This window comes from Providencia sp. wls1916, from assembly GCF_009706585.1.
Classification (GTDB): domain Bacteria; phylum Pseudomonadota; class Gammaproteobacteria; order Enterobacterales; family Enterobacteriaceae; genus Providencia; species Providencia lanzhouensis.
Genome location: NZ_WLUL01000021.1, coordinates 25,807 through 39,455, shown reverse-complemented (window position 1 = coordinate 39,455; position 13,649 = coordinate 25,807). Strand labels below are relative to the sequence as shown.

The window sequence follows — 13,649 nt, the reverse complement described above, 5'->3', positions numbered from 1 at the left end:
ATTTTACAAAACTGTTGCGTTTGCACTGACTTCCGTCGACCATCACTCGTAAGCAATTGATATTCGAAAAATAACTTTTATGAATTATCGGAATTTAACGAGGATAGTTAATAATTAGGAAGTCAATAATGTTTAAAACAACATTATTGTACACTGGGTAAAATAATAATGCTTATGATAATGCGAGTTTTCTAATGAAAACCCGCATTGTCTGAAATGAATTATAGAGGACCAATTCGGCTAAAGCGAATACCTGTAGGCCATTCGTTCTCTTGTTTATCTAAACTTAACCAAATAAACACTGCACGCCCCACTAAATTTTGCTCAGGAACAAAGCCCCACATACGGCTATCAGAGCTGTTGTCTCTATTATCCCCCATCATGAAATAGTGTTTCTCAGGCACAATCCACTCATTAAGCGGTAAACCTGGTTGTACATATTTTGATTGAGTAATGTAGTTATTAATCGTCAAAATTTGGTGCGTAACGGTATCTAATTTCTCACTTCGACCATATTGGCGCAGTGAGTTATTTGGTAACGCTTGGTCTACTGGGATTTGATAATTACCATATTGATTATCAACCACAGAGCTATTTTCAAATACCATTGTCCATTCACTTGGTTCTAATGGACCATAAGTGACCGGCAATTTTTCTGTGCATTTATTGTCTGCGCAGTTAGGGTAAATGGTCAGCTCTTTCGCTTCTGGGTTATAAATGATTTTATCCCCCGGCAAACCAATAACGCGTTTCACGAAGTCTACATTTGGCTCTTTCGGATATTTAAATACCGCAATATCTCCACGATTAGGCTTACCCGTTTCGATTAATGTGGTTTGAGTAATAGGATCTTTCAATCCATAAGAAAACTTCTCAACCAGCATAAAATCACCAACTAAGAGCGTTGGCATCATCGAACCTGATGGGATTTGGAACGGCTCATAAATAAACGAACGAACAATCAAAACAATGGCTAACACAGGAAAAATTGAGGTTCCCGTTTCCAGCCACGACGGACGACGAACCGCTTTCGCAAGTTCATCTTCGTTCATTGAGCCGTTTGTTACTTCCCGCAATTTTTTAAGCTTCGCTTTACGTGCTGGCGCAAACTTAAATTTATCTAAGCACCAAATAATCCCTGTCACCAGTGTTGCCAGTGTGAGGATCAGGGCAAATGTGTTAGCCATTAAGACTCCTTGTAAACTTAGCTGTCTTTACCAACGTGCAATATAGCAAGGAACGCTTCTTGTGGGAGTTCAACGTTACCCACTTGCTTCATACGTTTCTTACCGTCCTTTTGCTTCTGTAACAGTTTCTTCTTACGGCTAACGTCACCGCCATAACATTTGGCAAGAACGTTTTTGCGCAGCTGTTTCACTGTAGAACGAGCAATAATGTGGTTACCAATTGCTGCTTGGATAGCAATATCAAACTGTTGACGTGGAATAAGCTCTTTCATTTTTTCCACTAACTCACGTCCGCGGTACTGCGAGTTGCCACGGTGAGTGATCAGCGCTAAAGCGTCGACACGTTCGTTGTTGATTAACACATCCACACGCACCATGTCTGACGTTTGGAAACGCTTGAATGAATAATCTAAAGAAGCATAACCACGAGAGGTTGATTTTAAACGGTCAAAGAAATCCAGAACCACTTCTGACATCGGAATTTCGTAGGTTAGAGAAACCTGATTCCCGTGGTAAACCATGTTGGTTTGTACGCCACGTTTTTCAATACACAGAGTGATAACGTTACCTAAATACTCTTTAGGCATCAGCATATGGCACTCAGCGATAGGCTCTCTTAACTCTTCGATGTTATTCAGCGGTGGTAATTTCGACGGACTATCCACATAAACAATCTCGCCGTTAGTTTGCTGAACTTCATAAACTACCGTTGGTGCCGTGGTGATCAGATCAAGATCGTATTCGCGTTCTAAACGCTCTTGAATGATTTCCATGTGCAGTAAGCCAAGGAAACCACAACGGAAACCGAATCCTAATGCTGTTGACGTTTCTGGTTCATAGAACAAAGAAGCATCGTTCAGGCTTAATTTACCCAATGCATCGCGGAAGGCTTCATAGTCATCAGAGCTAACAGGGAACAAACCCGCATAGACTTGAGGTTTAACTTTTTTGAAGCCTGGTAATGCTTTATCTGCTGGGTTACGAGCACCAGTTAAAGTATCCCCGACAGGTGCGCCAGTGATGTCTTTAATCGCACACACTAACCAGCCTACTTCACCGCAGTTAAGCACATCACGGTCAATTTGTTTTGGTGTGAAAATACCGAGGCGATCCGCGTTATACACGTTGCCCGTACTCATCACTTTAACTTTGTCACCTTTTTTCAATGTTCCGCTTTTAATACGGATCAGAGAAACAACGCCTAAATAGTTATCGAACCAAGAGTCGATAATTAGCGCTTGTAACGGTGCATCGCCATCACCTTCTGGCGGTGGGATTTCTTTTACTAAACGTTCGATAACATCTTGGACACCGATACCGGTTTTCGCAGAACAACGAACAGCATCATGGGCATCAAGACCCACAATGTCTTCAATCTCATCAGCAACACGCTCAGGATCAGCGGCTGGTAAATCAATCTTGTTAAGGACTGGAACGACTTCCAAGTCCATTTCAATTGCGGTATAGCAGTTCGCCAAGGTTTGAGCTTCAACACCTTGCCCTGCATCCACAACTAATAATGCGCCTTCACACGCCGCCAATGAACGAGAAACTTCATAGGAGAAGTCCACGTGTCCTGGAGTGTCGATAAAGTTCAGTTGGTAAGTTTCACCATCCGCTGCTTTATAATCGAGCGTTACGCTTTGTGCTTTAATGGTGATACCACGTTCACGTTCCAGATCCATAGAGTCTAAAACCTGAGCCGCCATTTCACGGTCAGTTAAGCCACCACAGATTTGAATAATACGATCTGACAACGTGGATTTTCCGTGGTCGATATGTGCAATGATCGAAAAGTTTCTAATGTTTTTGATTTTCAAGGTAATATCTTCTTTTAAATTGCCTTACAAAATCAGTTTTGAGCAAATTTTGCCACAAAACTAAAATGCTATGATTATCACAAGATTGCTAATTAGCAGCATTTTACATACAAGAACCCACTAACACAAAGATTCAATGTAAAACAACTGTAAACTAGCCAAAGTTGAATGAGTTACTTATTTCATTTTTCTTCATTTTTGAACGACCAAAAACAAAATCGCCTGTAGTAAAAAGCTTATGTCGTGAAAGCTTAGCTACAGGCGATGATGTGAGACAATGGCATTCAACCATGTGTTTGAACGCTGATTTCGCCGGGGGGCAGCCCTATTTGTAAAACGATAGGCTGAAAATCGATTTTATTGCGCCAACGTGAAGCCATTTCTCTCGCAGTGAAAAAGCCAGCAAACCCACCGAAAATGCCTGCTAATGCAACCCATACCTGCTCAAATTCAGCTAATTGAGCCAATGCGGCAAATATAAACAATCCAACCAATGGCGTTAAATAGACTAACATAGCAGAACGTAGCAAGCTTCCTTCAGGAATACCTACTTCAATTTTTTGTCCAACAACCAAAGGCTGTTCAACTTCAATTTCCAATTCATGCTCTGTGTTAGGTCCTATTTTGTTTAAAGCATATGAACCGCAAGCCGCACGAGCGCTGCAACTTCCACATCCGGCTGAAGAGCCATAACGCAATAACGCTCGTCCTTTCTGCCACCTAACTACCGTTGCCCATTCTTTTACCATGATTTACTCCCGAAACTGAATGCTACTCGCAATTAACTGGGATGTTGATAGCGGTAGCTCCCCTATTATCGTAATCACATTTTGCTTTTGAGTCATGGTGTAAATTGTGCGGCGACCATTTTGTAGCGGCTGATCCAGTAAAGGACCTTTCGATGTTTTTGTCACATTAACCGAAAAGGTGAATAACCCATCGCTGAACATCGCTGTTTCAATGATGTCATCATCACTCAATTTTCGCGTAGAGCGAGACACTTCCTCAAAGCCTGGAGGCAGCATTCCCACCCGCCATTTAAATGATGGGTTTTCATTTTTTGGCGATACCAATAATGGTGGTAAATTCACATTACTGAGGGATTTCAATGAATCTTGTACATTTTTGCTATCTAAAACAGTCGAAATTACCCGGAACTGTTCCAGTGTTTGATTATTGTTGTCGAGCAAATCAACACGCAGTGGCAATTTAGTTTCTTCATCGATTAGTAACACATAATTAAATCGAGAATTATCTTTTGAAATAATACGGATGACTAATGCGGGTCTATCACCAATATGCGTACGGCCAGCATCAATAAAATTATAATAAGGCTGAATTTTTTGGTAATCAGCAAAAAGTACCGTAGGTAAGTTATCAATGATATGTTCGCCATTCAGGCTAAACGCATCGAATCCCGGTTCAAAATAACTAATTCGGTTGCCATTTTGTACTATTTCTCGGCGAGATGAATCCATTTGGATCATTTGAGAAATAGGAACACCATTGATAATCGCATGGCGATAGCGCACTGGAACGATATTTTGCGGATTGAATGTCATAAACGACATTTCATATGACAGGTTCTGGGCAGCCGTTCCCATTTCTTTGAAAAGAACATCGGCATCCGTAGATGATGCCGACGCTTGATTAGATATAATCAGGCTGCCCGTCAGGCAGAGGACGGATAACCATTTATTCATTATTGCAGTTTAACCCCTGCTGATGCGGTATTTTTATCACTGTCTTGATGTGGCTGATTCAGCATCGAACGTCTTTCAATTTCATACTGTTGCAGCATGGCATTGATACGTTGATTCTGTTGTTCGATTTGCTGAGACTGTTGCTCAGTGCCAAACAATTGGCTATCTGAAATATTTAAGCTAACTGGCGCACCACGTCCGACAGGAACAGTATTAAATACAGGATCATCCACAGTAGAATCGACGCTATTGCTTTGATTGTATTGTTGAACACCCACAATTACAGCGAGTGATACACATGCAGCCACACCGATTTGCGTAATTTGGCTAGCCCATGGACGAATTTTGTTCCAAAACGGGAAACCACTCCAGCTTGCAGGTTCTGGTTGTGATTCAACAACTGCTTGAGGATTAATTCGCACCGGTTCATTTTCCAGCGCTGCCGCAACTTTACTTGCAATATCAAAATGAATGACATCGCCTGTATCATTACGCAGAGTATCACGAACAAGATGATAGCTCTCCCAACGTTGCTTTAACGTTGAATCACATGAAATGGTGTTAATAAGTTCTAAATCTAGAGCTTCACCATCCATCATTGCGGAAAGTTTCTCTCTTTGCATGCCCAATTACCTTCAGTTAATTGCTCACAGTTAAATGGTAACTCGCGACCCAACCAATTAATGTTGTTGGATCAACGGCTGAACTTTTTCATCAATTGCTTCCCTTGCTCTAAAGATCCGTGATCGAACGGTACCCACAGGGCAATCCATCACTTCGGCTATCTCTTCGTAGCTTAAGCCATCAAGTTCACGTAGCGTGATTGCCATTCGGAGATCTTCTGGCAGTGACTCAATGGTACGGAAAACAACTCGCTTTAATTCATCAGACAACATTAAGTTCTCTGGGTTCGAAATTTCTTTTAATGCGCCGGCTGATTCGAAGTTTTCTGCGTCGCTTGCTTCTAGATCTGACGCGGGAGGACGTCTATCTTGCGCGACTAAGTAGTTCTTTGCCGTGTTGACAGCAATTCGATAAAGCCAAGTATAAAAGGCACTGTCGCCACGGAACGAGCCGATTGCACGATAAGCCTTAATAAACGACTCTTGTGCAACATCAGGCACATCCGCTTGCGGTACATAACGAGAAACGAGACTTGCAACCTTATGCTGGTATTTAATCACCAGTAAATTGAAAGCTTGTTGATCGCCTTTTTGTACTTTCTCAACCAATATTTGGTCTGTCAGCTGCTCGCTCATTCCAGGAACCATCTCCTGAACACAGATTGATAATGACTTAACTTGTTCATCTTATCCCTTCCTTAAGCAAGCCTAACTTCGAGTAATAAAAACTGATGAAGTTCAATTTATTCCAAAAATAATCGAAAATAATTTCAAAAAATGGGATCGATGTTTCTTAATCGATCTCATTGATCCTTGTGAGCACTACCTAATAGTATACACAAAACAGGCATATCTACGGCATGATTACGTGGAATTTATTCATTCACATTGGCACTTTTCATTTAGCCAATAGTTTTTTCCAAAATAAATGATGATTTTCCAAATAAACTAAAGTGTAGCTAAATAATATAGTTCTTTAAGAACTCAAAATGCGATTAATACATAGTCACAAGCAGCTCGATAGGCTAACATAAAATTCTCTATAGAAACACAACACACAAACACTTATGAACGCATCCACACAGCATGACACTGATATTTTAATCATTGGAAGTGGTGTCGCAGGATTATCAGCCGCACTCCGGCTTGCACCCTTTCATCAAGTTACTATTCTCAGCAAAAGCACCCTCAGTGATGGTGCATCTTATTACGCTCAGGGCGGAATAGCCGCCGTTTTCGATGACACCGACAGCATAGAATCCCATGTTAATGACACGCTTGTGGCTGGCGCGGGGATCTGCGAAAAGAGCGCCGTAGAGTTTATTGCATCAAACGCCAAACATTGTGTTCAATGGCTGATTGACCAAGGGGTTTTATTTGATACCGAAGTCAACGAAACAGGGGAAACTCAGTATCACCTCACCCGAGAAGGCGGACACAGTCATCGCCGTATTTTGCATCATGCAGATGCCACCGGAAAAGAGGTTGAAACCACCCTTGTTAATCTTGCTTTCGAACACCCGAATATCCAGATCAAAGAACGCTACAATGCGGTTGATCTGATCCTCGAAGATAAAACCCAACAAAATACCCGCTCCCGTATTGTCGGTGCCTATGTTTGGAATCGCCAAAAAGAGCAAGTCGAAACTATACGAGCAAAAACTATCGTCTTAGCCACAGGTGGCGCTGCGAAGGTTTATCAATACACCACCAACCCTGATATCTCATCCGGTGATGGTATTGCCATGGCATGGCGGGCAGGCTGCCGCGTAGCTAATTTGGAATTTAACCAGTTTCATCCAACCTGTTTATTCCACCCTCAAGCACGTAATTTCCTACTCACCGAAGCTTTACGAGGTGAAGGCGCTCACTTAAAACGCCCTGATGGTAGCCGATTCATGCCAGATTATGACGCGCGTTGTGAATTAGCACCGCGGGATATTGTCGCCAGAGCTATCGACCATGAAATGAAACGCCTCGGGGCAGACTGCATGTATCTGGACATCAGCCACAAATCCCCTGAGTTTATTCAGCACCACTTCCCCACCATTTATGCCAAATTACTCACCTTAGGTTTAGATTTAACCCAAGAGCCGATCCCGATAGTTCCCGCAGCACACTATACCTGCGGCGGCGTTGTTGTTGACCCGACAGGCATGACAGATGTGCCGAATCTTTATGCTATTGGTGAAGTGAGTTATACCGGGCTACATGGTGCCAATCGCATGGCGTCCAACTCATTACTTGAATGTCTAGTTTATGGGTGGGCTGCCGCAGAAAATATCATCAAAACGATCAACCAGATCCCTGAGATTTCTGAACTCCCTGAATGGGATGAAAGCCGAGTCCATAACTCTGACGAACAAGTTGTCATTCAGCATAACTGGCATGAGTTACGCTTATTTATGTGGGATTACATGGGGATAGTAAGAACCACAAAACGCCTTGAACGCGCTTTGCGTCGTATTCATTTACTTCAACAAGAAATTAATGATTACTATGCTAATTTCCGCATCTCCAATAACTTACTGGAACTACGCAACTTAGTCCAAGTTGCAGAACTAATGGTGCGCTGCGCCTTAGAACGTAAAGAGAGTCGCGGTTTGCACTATACCTTAGACTACCCTGAACTTTTACCCGATTCTGGTCCAACCGTTTTAACCCGCTAATATTCACCGCCTATCTGTGCATTAGCCGCAGATAGGCTTTTAATACTTAAGATAAAATGGCTGGATCAACGAGATAAACTCATCCGTATAGCTATCATCTGGTTGTTTCAATGTTAAAGACGAAATAACCGGTTCCATCATCTTAATCGTCAACCCTAATAGCATCCGATGATATGGTGTATGGGCTTTATCCTGAACTTGCGCGCGATAGGCTAAATACCAACCACTCGCCATTGCCATCGCTTCGACTTTCTGCCCTACATCATAAGGCAATACCAAACAAAAAATCCCGTCTGGTGCCAAGCATCGTTTCGCGCTATCTAGTAATACTTGGTGAGTAAGTGTTCCGGTATAGCGAGCTTGATCGCGTTTTTCATCCCGACACGCTACCGCAGGCTCAAAATAAGGAGGATTACTCACGATTAATTCATACTGATGGTTAGGCTGTTCGCTAAACGTAATAATGTCCTGATGGAACACTCGCAGCCGTTCAGACCATGGAGATTCATCAAAATTTTCCTGTGCTTGTAACGCCGCAGCGTCATCAAGTTCAACCGCATCAACCTGCACTTGCTCACTACGCTGAGCTAGCATTAAGGCTATTAATCCGCTCCCACTGCCTATGTCCAACGCATATTTTGTTGCATTAAGAGGCGCCCACGCACCGAGTAATACCCCGTCAGTACCGACCTTCATCGCGCAACGATCATGAGCAACAAAAAATTGCTTGAAGGTAAACCCGCCTTTTCGATAACTCTTTTTTTGTTCGCTCATACTGCCACTCTGGTTTAAATAGGATTTACGTGAATATTCTCAATTTCAACCCACAAATCTGCAAATTTAATCTAATTCTAATAATATTATTCTCGCATAATGAGAATGTGATTTGTTAGTGATTTTTTTTACTGCTAAGTTCGAGAAAAAGGAGATGCCATGAACAGTATTAATAGAACACTAGATATCTTATCGTTTGTCACGACTTGCGCGTCTCCAATCACACCGCAAACCATTTCCAAAGAGTTAGATATTCCTCTCTCAACGGTTTATCGGCTTTTAACTATTCTCATAAACTGGGAATTTATAACTTACTCTAAGCAATATGGCACTTATACCGTTGGTGCGCAGAGTATCAAAACTCAAGAAAAATACTATCACCACAGTTTGTTGATGACCTCGTCAAAATCAGAGCTTCATGCATTAGCGAAAAAGACCCAAGAAACTGCGGCAATTATCACCGCCAACCTACGGGAAACCATCTGTGTCGATAAAATTGATAGTGAACAAGCCGTACGCTGCTCTTTTATTGTGGGACATGGCAATACCGTGATCCGCGGCGCTAGTGCAAAAACCCTCTTAGCTTACCGTGATGAACAATACCAAGAATTGGTCTTCGAAACTCACGCCAAGCAGCTACACAAAGATAACTATTTACAGAAATTAAAACAGGATCTGATCCAAATCCGTCAACAGGGCTATGGCATTTCTGTTGGTGAAATTGATGCTGGTGTTTTTGGCGCATCGGCACCTGTTTTTAAAGGCAATGATATTTTAGCTGTCGTCTCTGTCATGGCACCCGAATTTCGTGCCGTCAACCGTGTCGATGAGCTGATTAAAGCCACATGCCAAACGGCCCAAAATATAACAAAACTGATTAACTTGGAGTAACTATGACACAACCTTTTCAATGGCAGGGTCGTACTGATGGTGAAACACAGGAACATTTACGCATTCACCAAGTCATCAACCAACATTCACCTGCGGAGTTTGCCATTATCGGCTTCGCTTCGGACGAAGGTGTTCGCCGCAATAAAGGCCGCCAAGGCGCTAAATCTGGTCCTGATACTATCCGTCGTCAACTTGCTGGCCTGCCTATCCACCAGCCACTGGCTATTCGTGATGTGGGAACAGTAAGTTGTGATGATGGTGATCTGGAAGCGGCTCAACGCCGCCTATCCGATGAGATAATCTCAGTGTTAGAACTGCGCCAAAAACCCATTGTTTTAGGCGGTGGGCACGAAGTTGGCTTTGCGAGCTTCCAAGGTGTTTTCGATTTTGTTCAAAAACATCAACCAGAAAAAACCATTGGGATCATCAATTTTGATGCGCACTTTGATTTACGCGAAGCCCCAGAAGCCACATCTGGTACGCCATTTTTACAATCGTCACAACTGTGCGCTAAGCACCAGCGCCCTTTCAATTACCTATGTTTAGGCATCGCAGATCACGGTAATACCAAGGTGTTATTTGATACAGCGGATCGCTTAGGTTGCCACTATATTCGCGATAAAGCTTTAACCGCAAGCTTATTACCCCAAGCAATTGAACAGATTAAACAATTTATAAATTCAGTGGATTACCTGTATGTCACTGTGGATTTGGATGTGTTCTCTGCAGGTATCGCACCGGGAGTCAGCGCGCCAGCCGCTCGAGGGATTTCTACTGAAACATTTGATGAATTATTTAGTGTCATCAAATCTAGCGGCAAGATTGCACTGTTTGATATCGCTGAGTGCAATCCTGAATTTGATATTGATAACCACACATCAAAACTAGCAGCTTACTTGGTTTACCAATATTTATTCTAAAAACAACAAACACAATAAAACGACTGATAAACAACTTTACCTTGTCTTTCAAAATATAAATAAAAGCTTAGTCAACTAAGCAACTAGTTAAAAATAAACAGCATTGTGCCCCTAAAGCTGTAGCACGAAAAACAATTTTATCGTGTCTTTAACAAGACATTTATACCCTTGGATTTCGAGTTACAGCTAGGCGGCTAGAGAGGATATCCCGAGGAGCATACATAAGTATGTGACTAGGGTAGCCGAACGCGGCCAACAACGCTGTAGCACGAAAGACAAAGTATAAAAAAGACAAGGTATAAATAAAGGGAAAAATATGACATTCCAAATCGACACACTCACCACCCTCTTCCTGACTGTAGTTTGCCTACTGATGGGTGTTCACCTCAAAAAACGCATTGAATGGCTGCAACGTTTCTGTATTCCTTCACCGGTCATTGGTGGTTTTTTAGTCAGCTTGCTTATTTGGGGATTAAAGTCTTTCGATTTAGCTGAAATTACTTTCGATACCAGCTTACAGTCATTCTTAATGGTGGCATTCTTTACAACTGTTGGTATTGATGGCAGCTTCCGCGTATTAAAAAGCGGTGGACGCTTACTCATTACTTACCTATTAATTTGCTGGACATTGGTTATTTTCCAAGACACCTTTGGTGCCGGTCTGGCGCATTTATTAGGTATCGACCCGGTTATCGGGATCATGGCTGGCGGTGTTTCCTTAACAGGTGGACACGGTGGTGCGGCTGCCTTTGGTGGTATGGCTGAAGGTCTTGGCGTACAGTCTGCAACTGTTGCGGCTATTGCAGCAGCAACGTTTGGTCTGATTTCAGGAAGCTTATTAGGTGGCCCTATCGCGAGCTATTTAATTAAAAAACACAAAGTCACTATTCAAACCGAAGAACACATTGAAAGCGTGAAAGTTGAAGAGAAATTGGCTGGCAAAATCGATTCTATCGATGCCCATGCATTCTTAAAAATGTTAGCGCTTATTTTAGGTGTAATGGTTGTCGGTCAATTTGCTTCTGCGCAATTTACTAAAGCCACGGGATTCTCTTTACCAAGCTATGTCGGTGCAATGATTATCGCGATTATTGTGCGTAACATTAACGACCAAGTTGAAATTGTTCGTATTAACCAAAAATCCATCAACCTAATTTCAGATGTTTCACTGGGCTTATTCTTAACCATGGCGATGATGTCGCTTAAGATTTGGGAATTGAAAGTCATCGCCCTGCCATTATTCATCATCTTACTGGCGCAAACTATTGCCATCATCCTGTTCGTTGTTTTCGTCGTCTTCAGGCTGTTAGGCAAAAACTACGATGCTGCAGTAATGTGTTCAGGCATGATGGGACATGGTTTAGGGGCGACACCGAACGCAATGGCAAACATGTCATCAGTCTGTGAGCGCTACAAACAAGTTTCTATGAAAGCGTTTATGATTGTGCCATTAAGCGGTGCTGTACTTATCGACCTCGTGGGAATTCCTTACCACACTTGGTTAATTAACATGCTCAGCTAATTCCACTTCATCCCTCTTACCAACCATACGACAGAGTTTGGTAAGAGGGAGCATTATCAGTAAGCCACTTCCTTGTATACCCCCCGCCAACAAAAACAGGTAAACTCTGCACAAAGCTGATTTTTGTGGTGAACAATTTTGCTAACCTGTTTATAATCAGCGCCCCAAATAGAGGTATATCATGACTGCATCCACTTTTTCTGAACTTGAGCTTGATGAGAGCCTGATCACCGCGCTGACCAATAAAGGTTACGAGCGCCCGACGGCCATCCAAGAAGCGGCTATCCCTCCTGCAATGGATGGACGCGACGTTTTAGGTTCAGCCCCAACCGGAACAGGTAAAACTGCGGCGTTCTTATTGCCAGCCATTCAACATTTACTTGATTTCCCAAGAAAAAAATCAGGTCCGCCTCGCGTTCTGATTTTAACACCAACTCGCGAACTCGCTATGCAAGTCGCTGATCAAGCTAAAGAGTTGTGTGCACATAATCATTTAGACGTTGCCACCATTACAGGCGGCGTTGCGTATATGAACCACGCTGAGGTTTTCAGCGAAAACCAAGATATCGTCGTAGCAACCACCGGACGTTTGCTGCAATACATTAAAGAAGAAAACTTCGATTGCCGCGCCGTAGAAATTTTGATCCTCGATGAAGCTGACCGTATGCTGGATATGGGCTTTGCGCACGATATAGAAACTATCGCAGGCGAAACCCGCTGGCGCAAGCAAACCATGTTGTTCTCTGCCACTCTTGAAGGTGAAGCAATTCGTGATTTTGCTGAGCGTCTACTCGAAGATCCTATCGAAATTGAAGCAGATCCTTCACGCCGTGAACGCAAGAAAATCCAACAATTTTACTATCGCGCTGACACGTTAGAACATAAAACTGCGCTGCTGTGTCACCTTATCAAGCAAGAAGACGTCACCAAATCGATAGTCTTTGTGCGTAAGCGTGAACGCGTTCGTGAAGTTGTCCAATGGCTGCGTGAGGCAGGGATTGAACCTTGCTATATCGAAGGTGAAATGGTGCAAGCGAAGCGTAACGAAGCTGTTCGCCGCTTAGTGACTGGACAAGTTAAAGTCCTCGTTGCAACAGACGTGGCTTCTCGTGGATTAGACATTGAAAACGTCAGCCATGTTTTTAACTTTGACTTACCGCGCACCGCGGATGTCTATTTGCACCGTATCGGTCGTACCGGTCGTGCTGGACGCAAAGGAACTGCTCTGTCTTTAGTTGAAGCACACGATTTCCCTCTACTGGGTAAAATCACTCGCTACATCGAAGACCCAATTAAGATGCGAGTGGTAGATTCATTACGCCCAACAACCAAAGCGCCTTCTGAAGCAATGCTGAATAAGCCAAAACCCTCTAAGAAAGTGCTGGCTAAGCGTAAAGAGAAGAAAAAAGAAGAGCAAAGCAAGAAAAAAGAAAAAGTACGCCATCGCGATAAGAAAAATATCGGTAAACGTCGCACTCCAGCTACATCCTCTACAACTACGCCATCTGCAACTGCAGATAGCAATAAAACCAAGTAAAAC

Annotated in this window: 12 protein-coding genes; 5 read left to right on the top strand and 7 right to left on the bottom strand. The window is 42.9% G+C overall.

Translation table 11 applies throughout. The annotated features are described in order from the left end of the window. Positions 1-221: 221 nt before the first annotated feature. From lepB to rpoE, 6 genes are all read right to left on the bottom strand, one after another. Entirely contained in the window at positions 222-1,187 is a 966-nt protein-coding gene (gene lepB / locus GKR61_RS14930) for a signal peptidase I (RefSeq protein WP_036949433.1), read from the bottom strand. A 17-nt stretch (positions 1,188-1,204) separates the two neighbouring features. Continuing rightward, a complete protein-coding gene (lepA, locus tag GKR61_RS14925) occupies positions 1,205-3,001 on the bottom strand; it encodes a translation elongation factor 4 (RefSeq protein WP_036949554.1) in 1,797 nt (598 codons plus the stop codon). Between the two features lie 290 nt (positions 3,002-3,291). After that, entirely contained in the window at positions 3,292-3,756 is a 465-nt protein-coding gene (rseC, locus tag GKR61_RS14920; protein WP_036949432.1) for a SoxR-reducing system protein RseC, read from the bottom strand. Between the two features lie 3 nt (positions 3,757-3,759). Next, on the bottom strand, positions 3,760-4,710 hold the full coding sequence (gene rseB, locus GKR61_RS14915; protein ID WP_036949430.1) for a sigma-E factor regulatory protein RseB: 951 nt from the start codon (positions 4,708-4,710) through the stop codon (positions 3,760-3,762). Further along, a complete protein-coding gene (gene rseA / locus GKR61_RS14910) occupies positions 4,710-5,333 on the bottom strand; it encodes an anti-sigma-E factor RseA (RefSeq protein WP_036949428.1) in 624 nt (207 codons plus the stop codon). Before rseA ends, rseB begins: the two co-directional genes overlap by 1 nt. Before the next feature lie 57 nt (positions 5,334-5,390). After that, positions 5,391-5,969 carry an RNA polymerase sigma factor RpoE gene (rpoE, locus tag GKR61_RS14905; protein ID WP_006661282.1) on the bottom strand — a complete coding sequence of 193 codons (579 nt, stop codon included), beginning with the start codon at positions 5,967-5,969 and terminating at the stop codon, positions 5,391-5,393. Positions 5,970-6,400: 431 nt separating this feature from the next. Here rpoE and nadB point away from each other — a divergent pair, with 431 nt between their 5' ends. Next, entirely contained in the window at positions 6,401-8,002 is a 1,602-nt protein-coding gene (gene nadB, locus GKR61_RS14900) for an L-aspartate oxidase (protein WP_154600234.1), read from the top strand. Positions 8,003-8,041: 39 nt separating this feature from the next. Here the strand turns inward: nadB and trmN are convergent, their stop codons facing one another. Beyond that, positions 8,042-8,776 carry a tRNA(1)(Val) (adenine(37)-N(6))-methyltransferase TrmN gene (gene trmN / locus GKR61_RS14895; protein ID WP_036949424.1) on the bottom strand — a complete coding sequence of 245 codons (735 nt, stop codon included), beginning with the start codon at positions 8,774-8,776 and terminating at the stop codon, positions 8,042-8,044. A 159-nt stretch (positions 8,777-8,935) separates the two neighbouring features. Here trmN and GKR61_RS14890 point away from each other — a divergent pair, with 159 nt between their 5' ends. The 4 genes from GKR61_RS14890 (at position 8,936) to srmB (ending at position 13,646) form a co-directional block, all read left to right on the top strand. Then, positions 8,936-9,667, top strand: a complete 732-nt coding sequence (locus GKR61_RS14890) for an IclR family transcriptional regulator (protein ID WP_036949422.1) — start codon at positions 8,936-8,938, stop codon at positions 9,665-9,667. A gap of 2 nt (positions 9,668-9,669) precedes the next feature. Further along, a complete protein-coding gene (gene hutG / locus GKR61_RS14885; RefSeq protein ID WP_108478522.1) occupies positions 9,670-10,587 on the top strand; it encodes a formimidoylglutamase in 918 nt (305 codons plus the stop codon). A 316-nt stretch (positions 10,588-10,903) separates the two neighbouring features. Further along, positions 10,904-12,109, top strand: a complete 1,206-nt coding sequence (gene gltS / locus GKR61_RS14880; RefSeq protein ID WP_036949418.1) for a sodium/glutamate symporter — start codon at positions 10,904-10,906, stop codon at positions 12,107-12,109. Positions 12,110-12,290: 181 nt separating this feature from the next. Continuing rightward, complete coding sequence (gene srmB / locus GKR61_RS14875; RefSeq protein WP_154600235.1) at positions 12,291-13,646, top strand: ATP-dependent RNA helicase SrmB; 1,356 nt, start codon at positions 12,291-12,293, stop codon at positions 13,644-13,646. The last annotated feature ends 3 nt before the right edge of the window (positions 13,647-13,649 follow it).

Bases quoted from the DNA above. Each gene is read 5' to 3' on its own strand.
- rseB (WP_036949430.1), bottom strand. From the start codon at position 4,710: ATGAATAAATGGTTATCCGTCCTCTGCCTGACGGGCAGCCTGATTATA.
- rseA (WP_036949428.1), bottom strand. From the start codon at position 5,333: ATGCAAAGAGAGAAACTTTCCGCAATGATGGATGGTGAAGCTCTAGAT.
- lepB (WP_036949433.1), bottom strand. From the start codon at position 1,187: ATGGCTAACACATTTGCCCTGATCCTCACACTGGCAACACTGGTGACA.
- GKR61_RS14890 (WP_036949422.1), top strand. From the start codon at position 8,936: ATGAACAGTATTAATAGAACACTAGATATCTTATCGTTTGTCACGACT.
- rpoE (WP_006661282.1), bottom strand. From the start codon at position 5,969: ATGAGCGAGCAGCTGACAGACCAAATATTGGTTGAGAAAGTACAAAAA.
- rseC (WP_036949432.1), bottom strand. From the start codon at position 3,756: ATGGTAAAAGAATGGGCAACGGTAGTTAGGTGGCAGAAAGGACGAGCG.
- trmN (WP_036949424.1), bottom strand. From the start codon at position 8,776: ATGAGCGAACAAAAAAAGAGTTATCGAAAAGGCGGGTTTACCTTCAAG.
- hutG (WP_108478522.1), top strand. From the start codon at position 9,670: ATGACACAACCTTTTCAATGGCAGGGTCGTACTGATGGTGAAACACAG.
- gltS (WP_036949418.1), top strand. From the start codon at position 10,904: ATGACATTCCAAATCGACACACTCACCACCCTCTTCCTGACTGTAGTT.
- srmB (WP_154600235.1), top strand. From the start codon at position 12,291: ATGACTGCATCCACTTTTTCTGAACTTGAGCTTGATGAGAGCCTGATC.
- nadB (WP_154600234.1), top strand. From the start codon at position 6,401: ATGAACGCATCCACACAGCATGACACTGATATTTTAATCATTGGAAGT.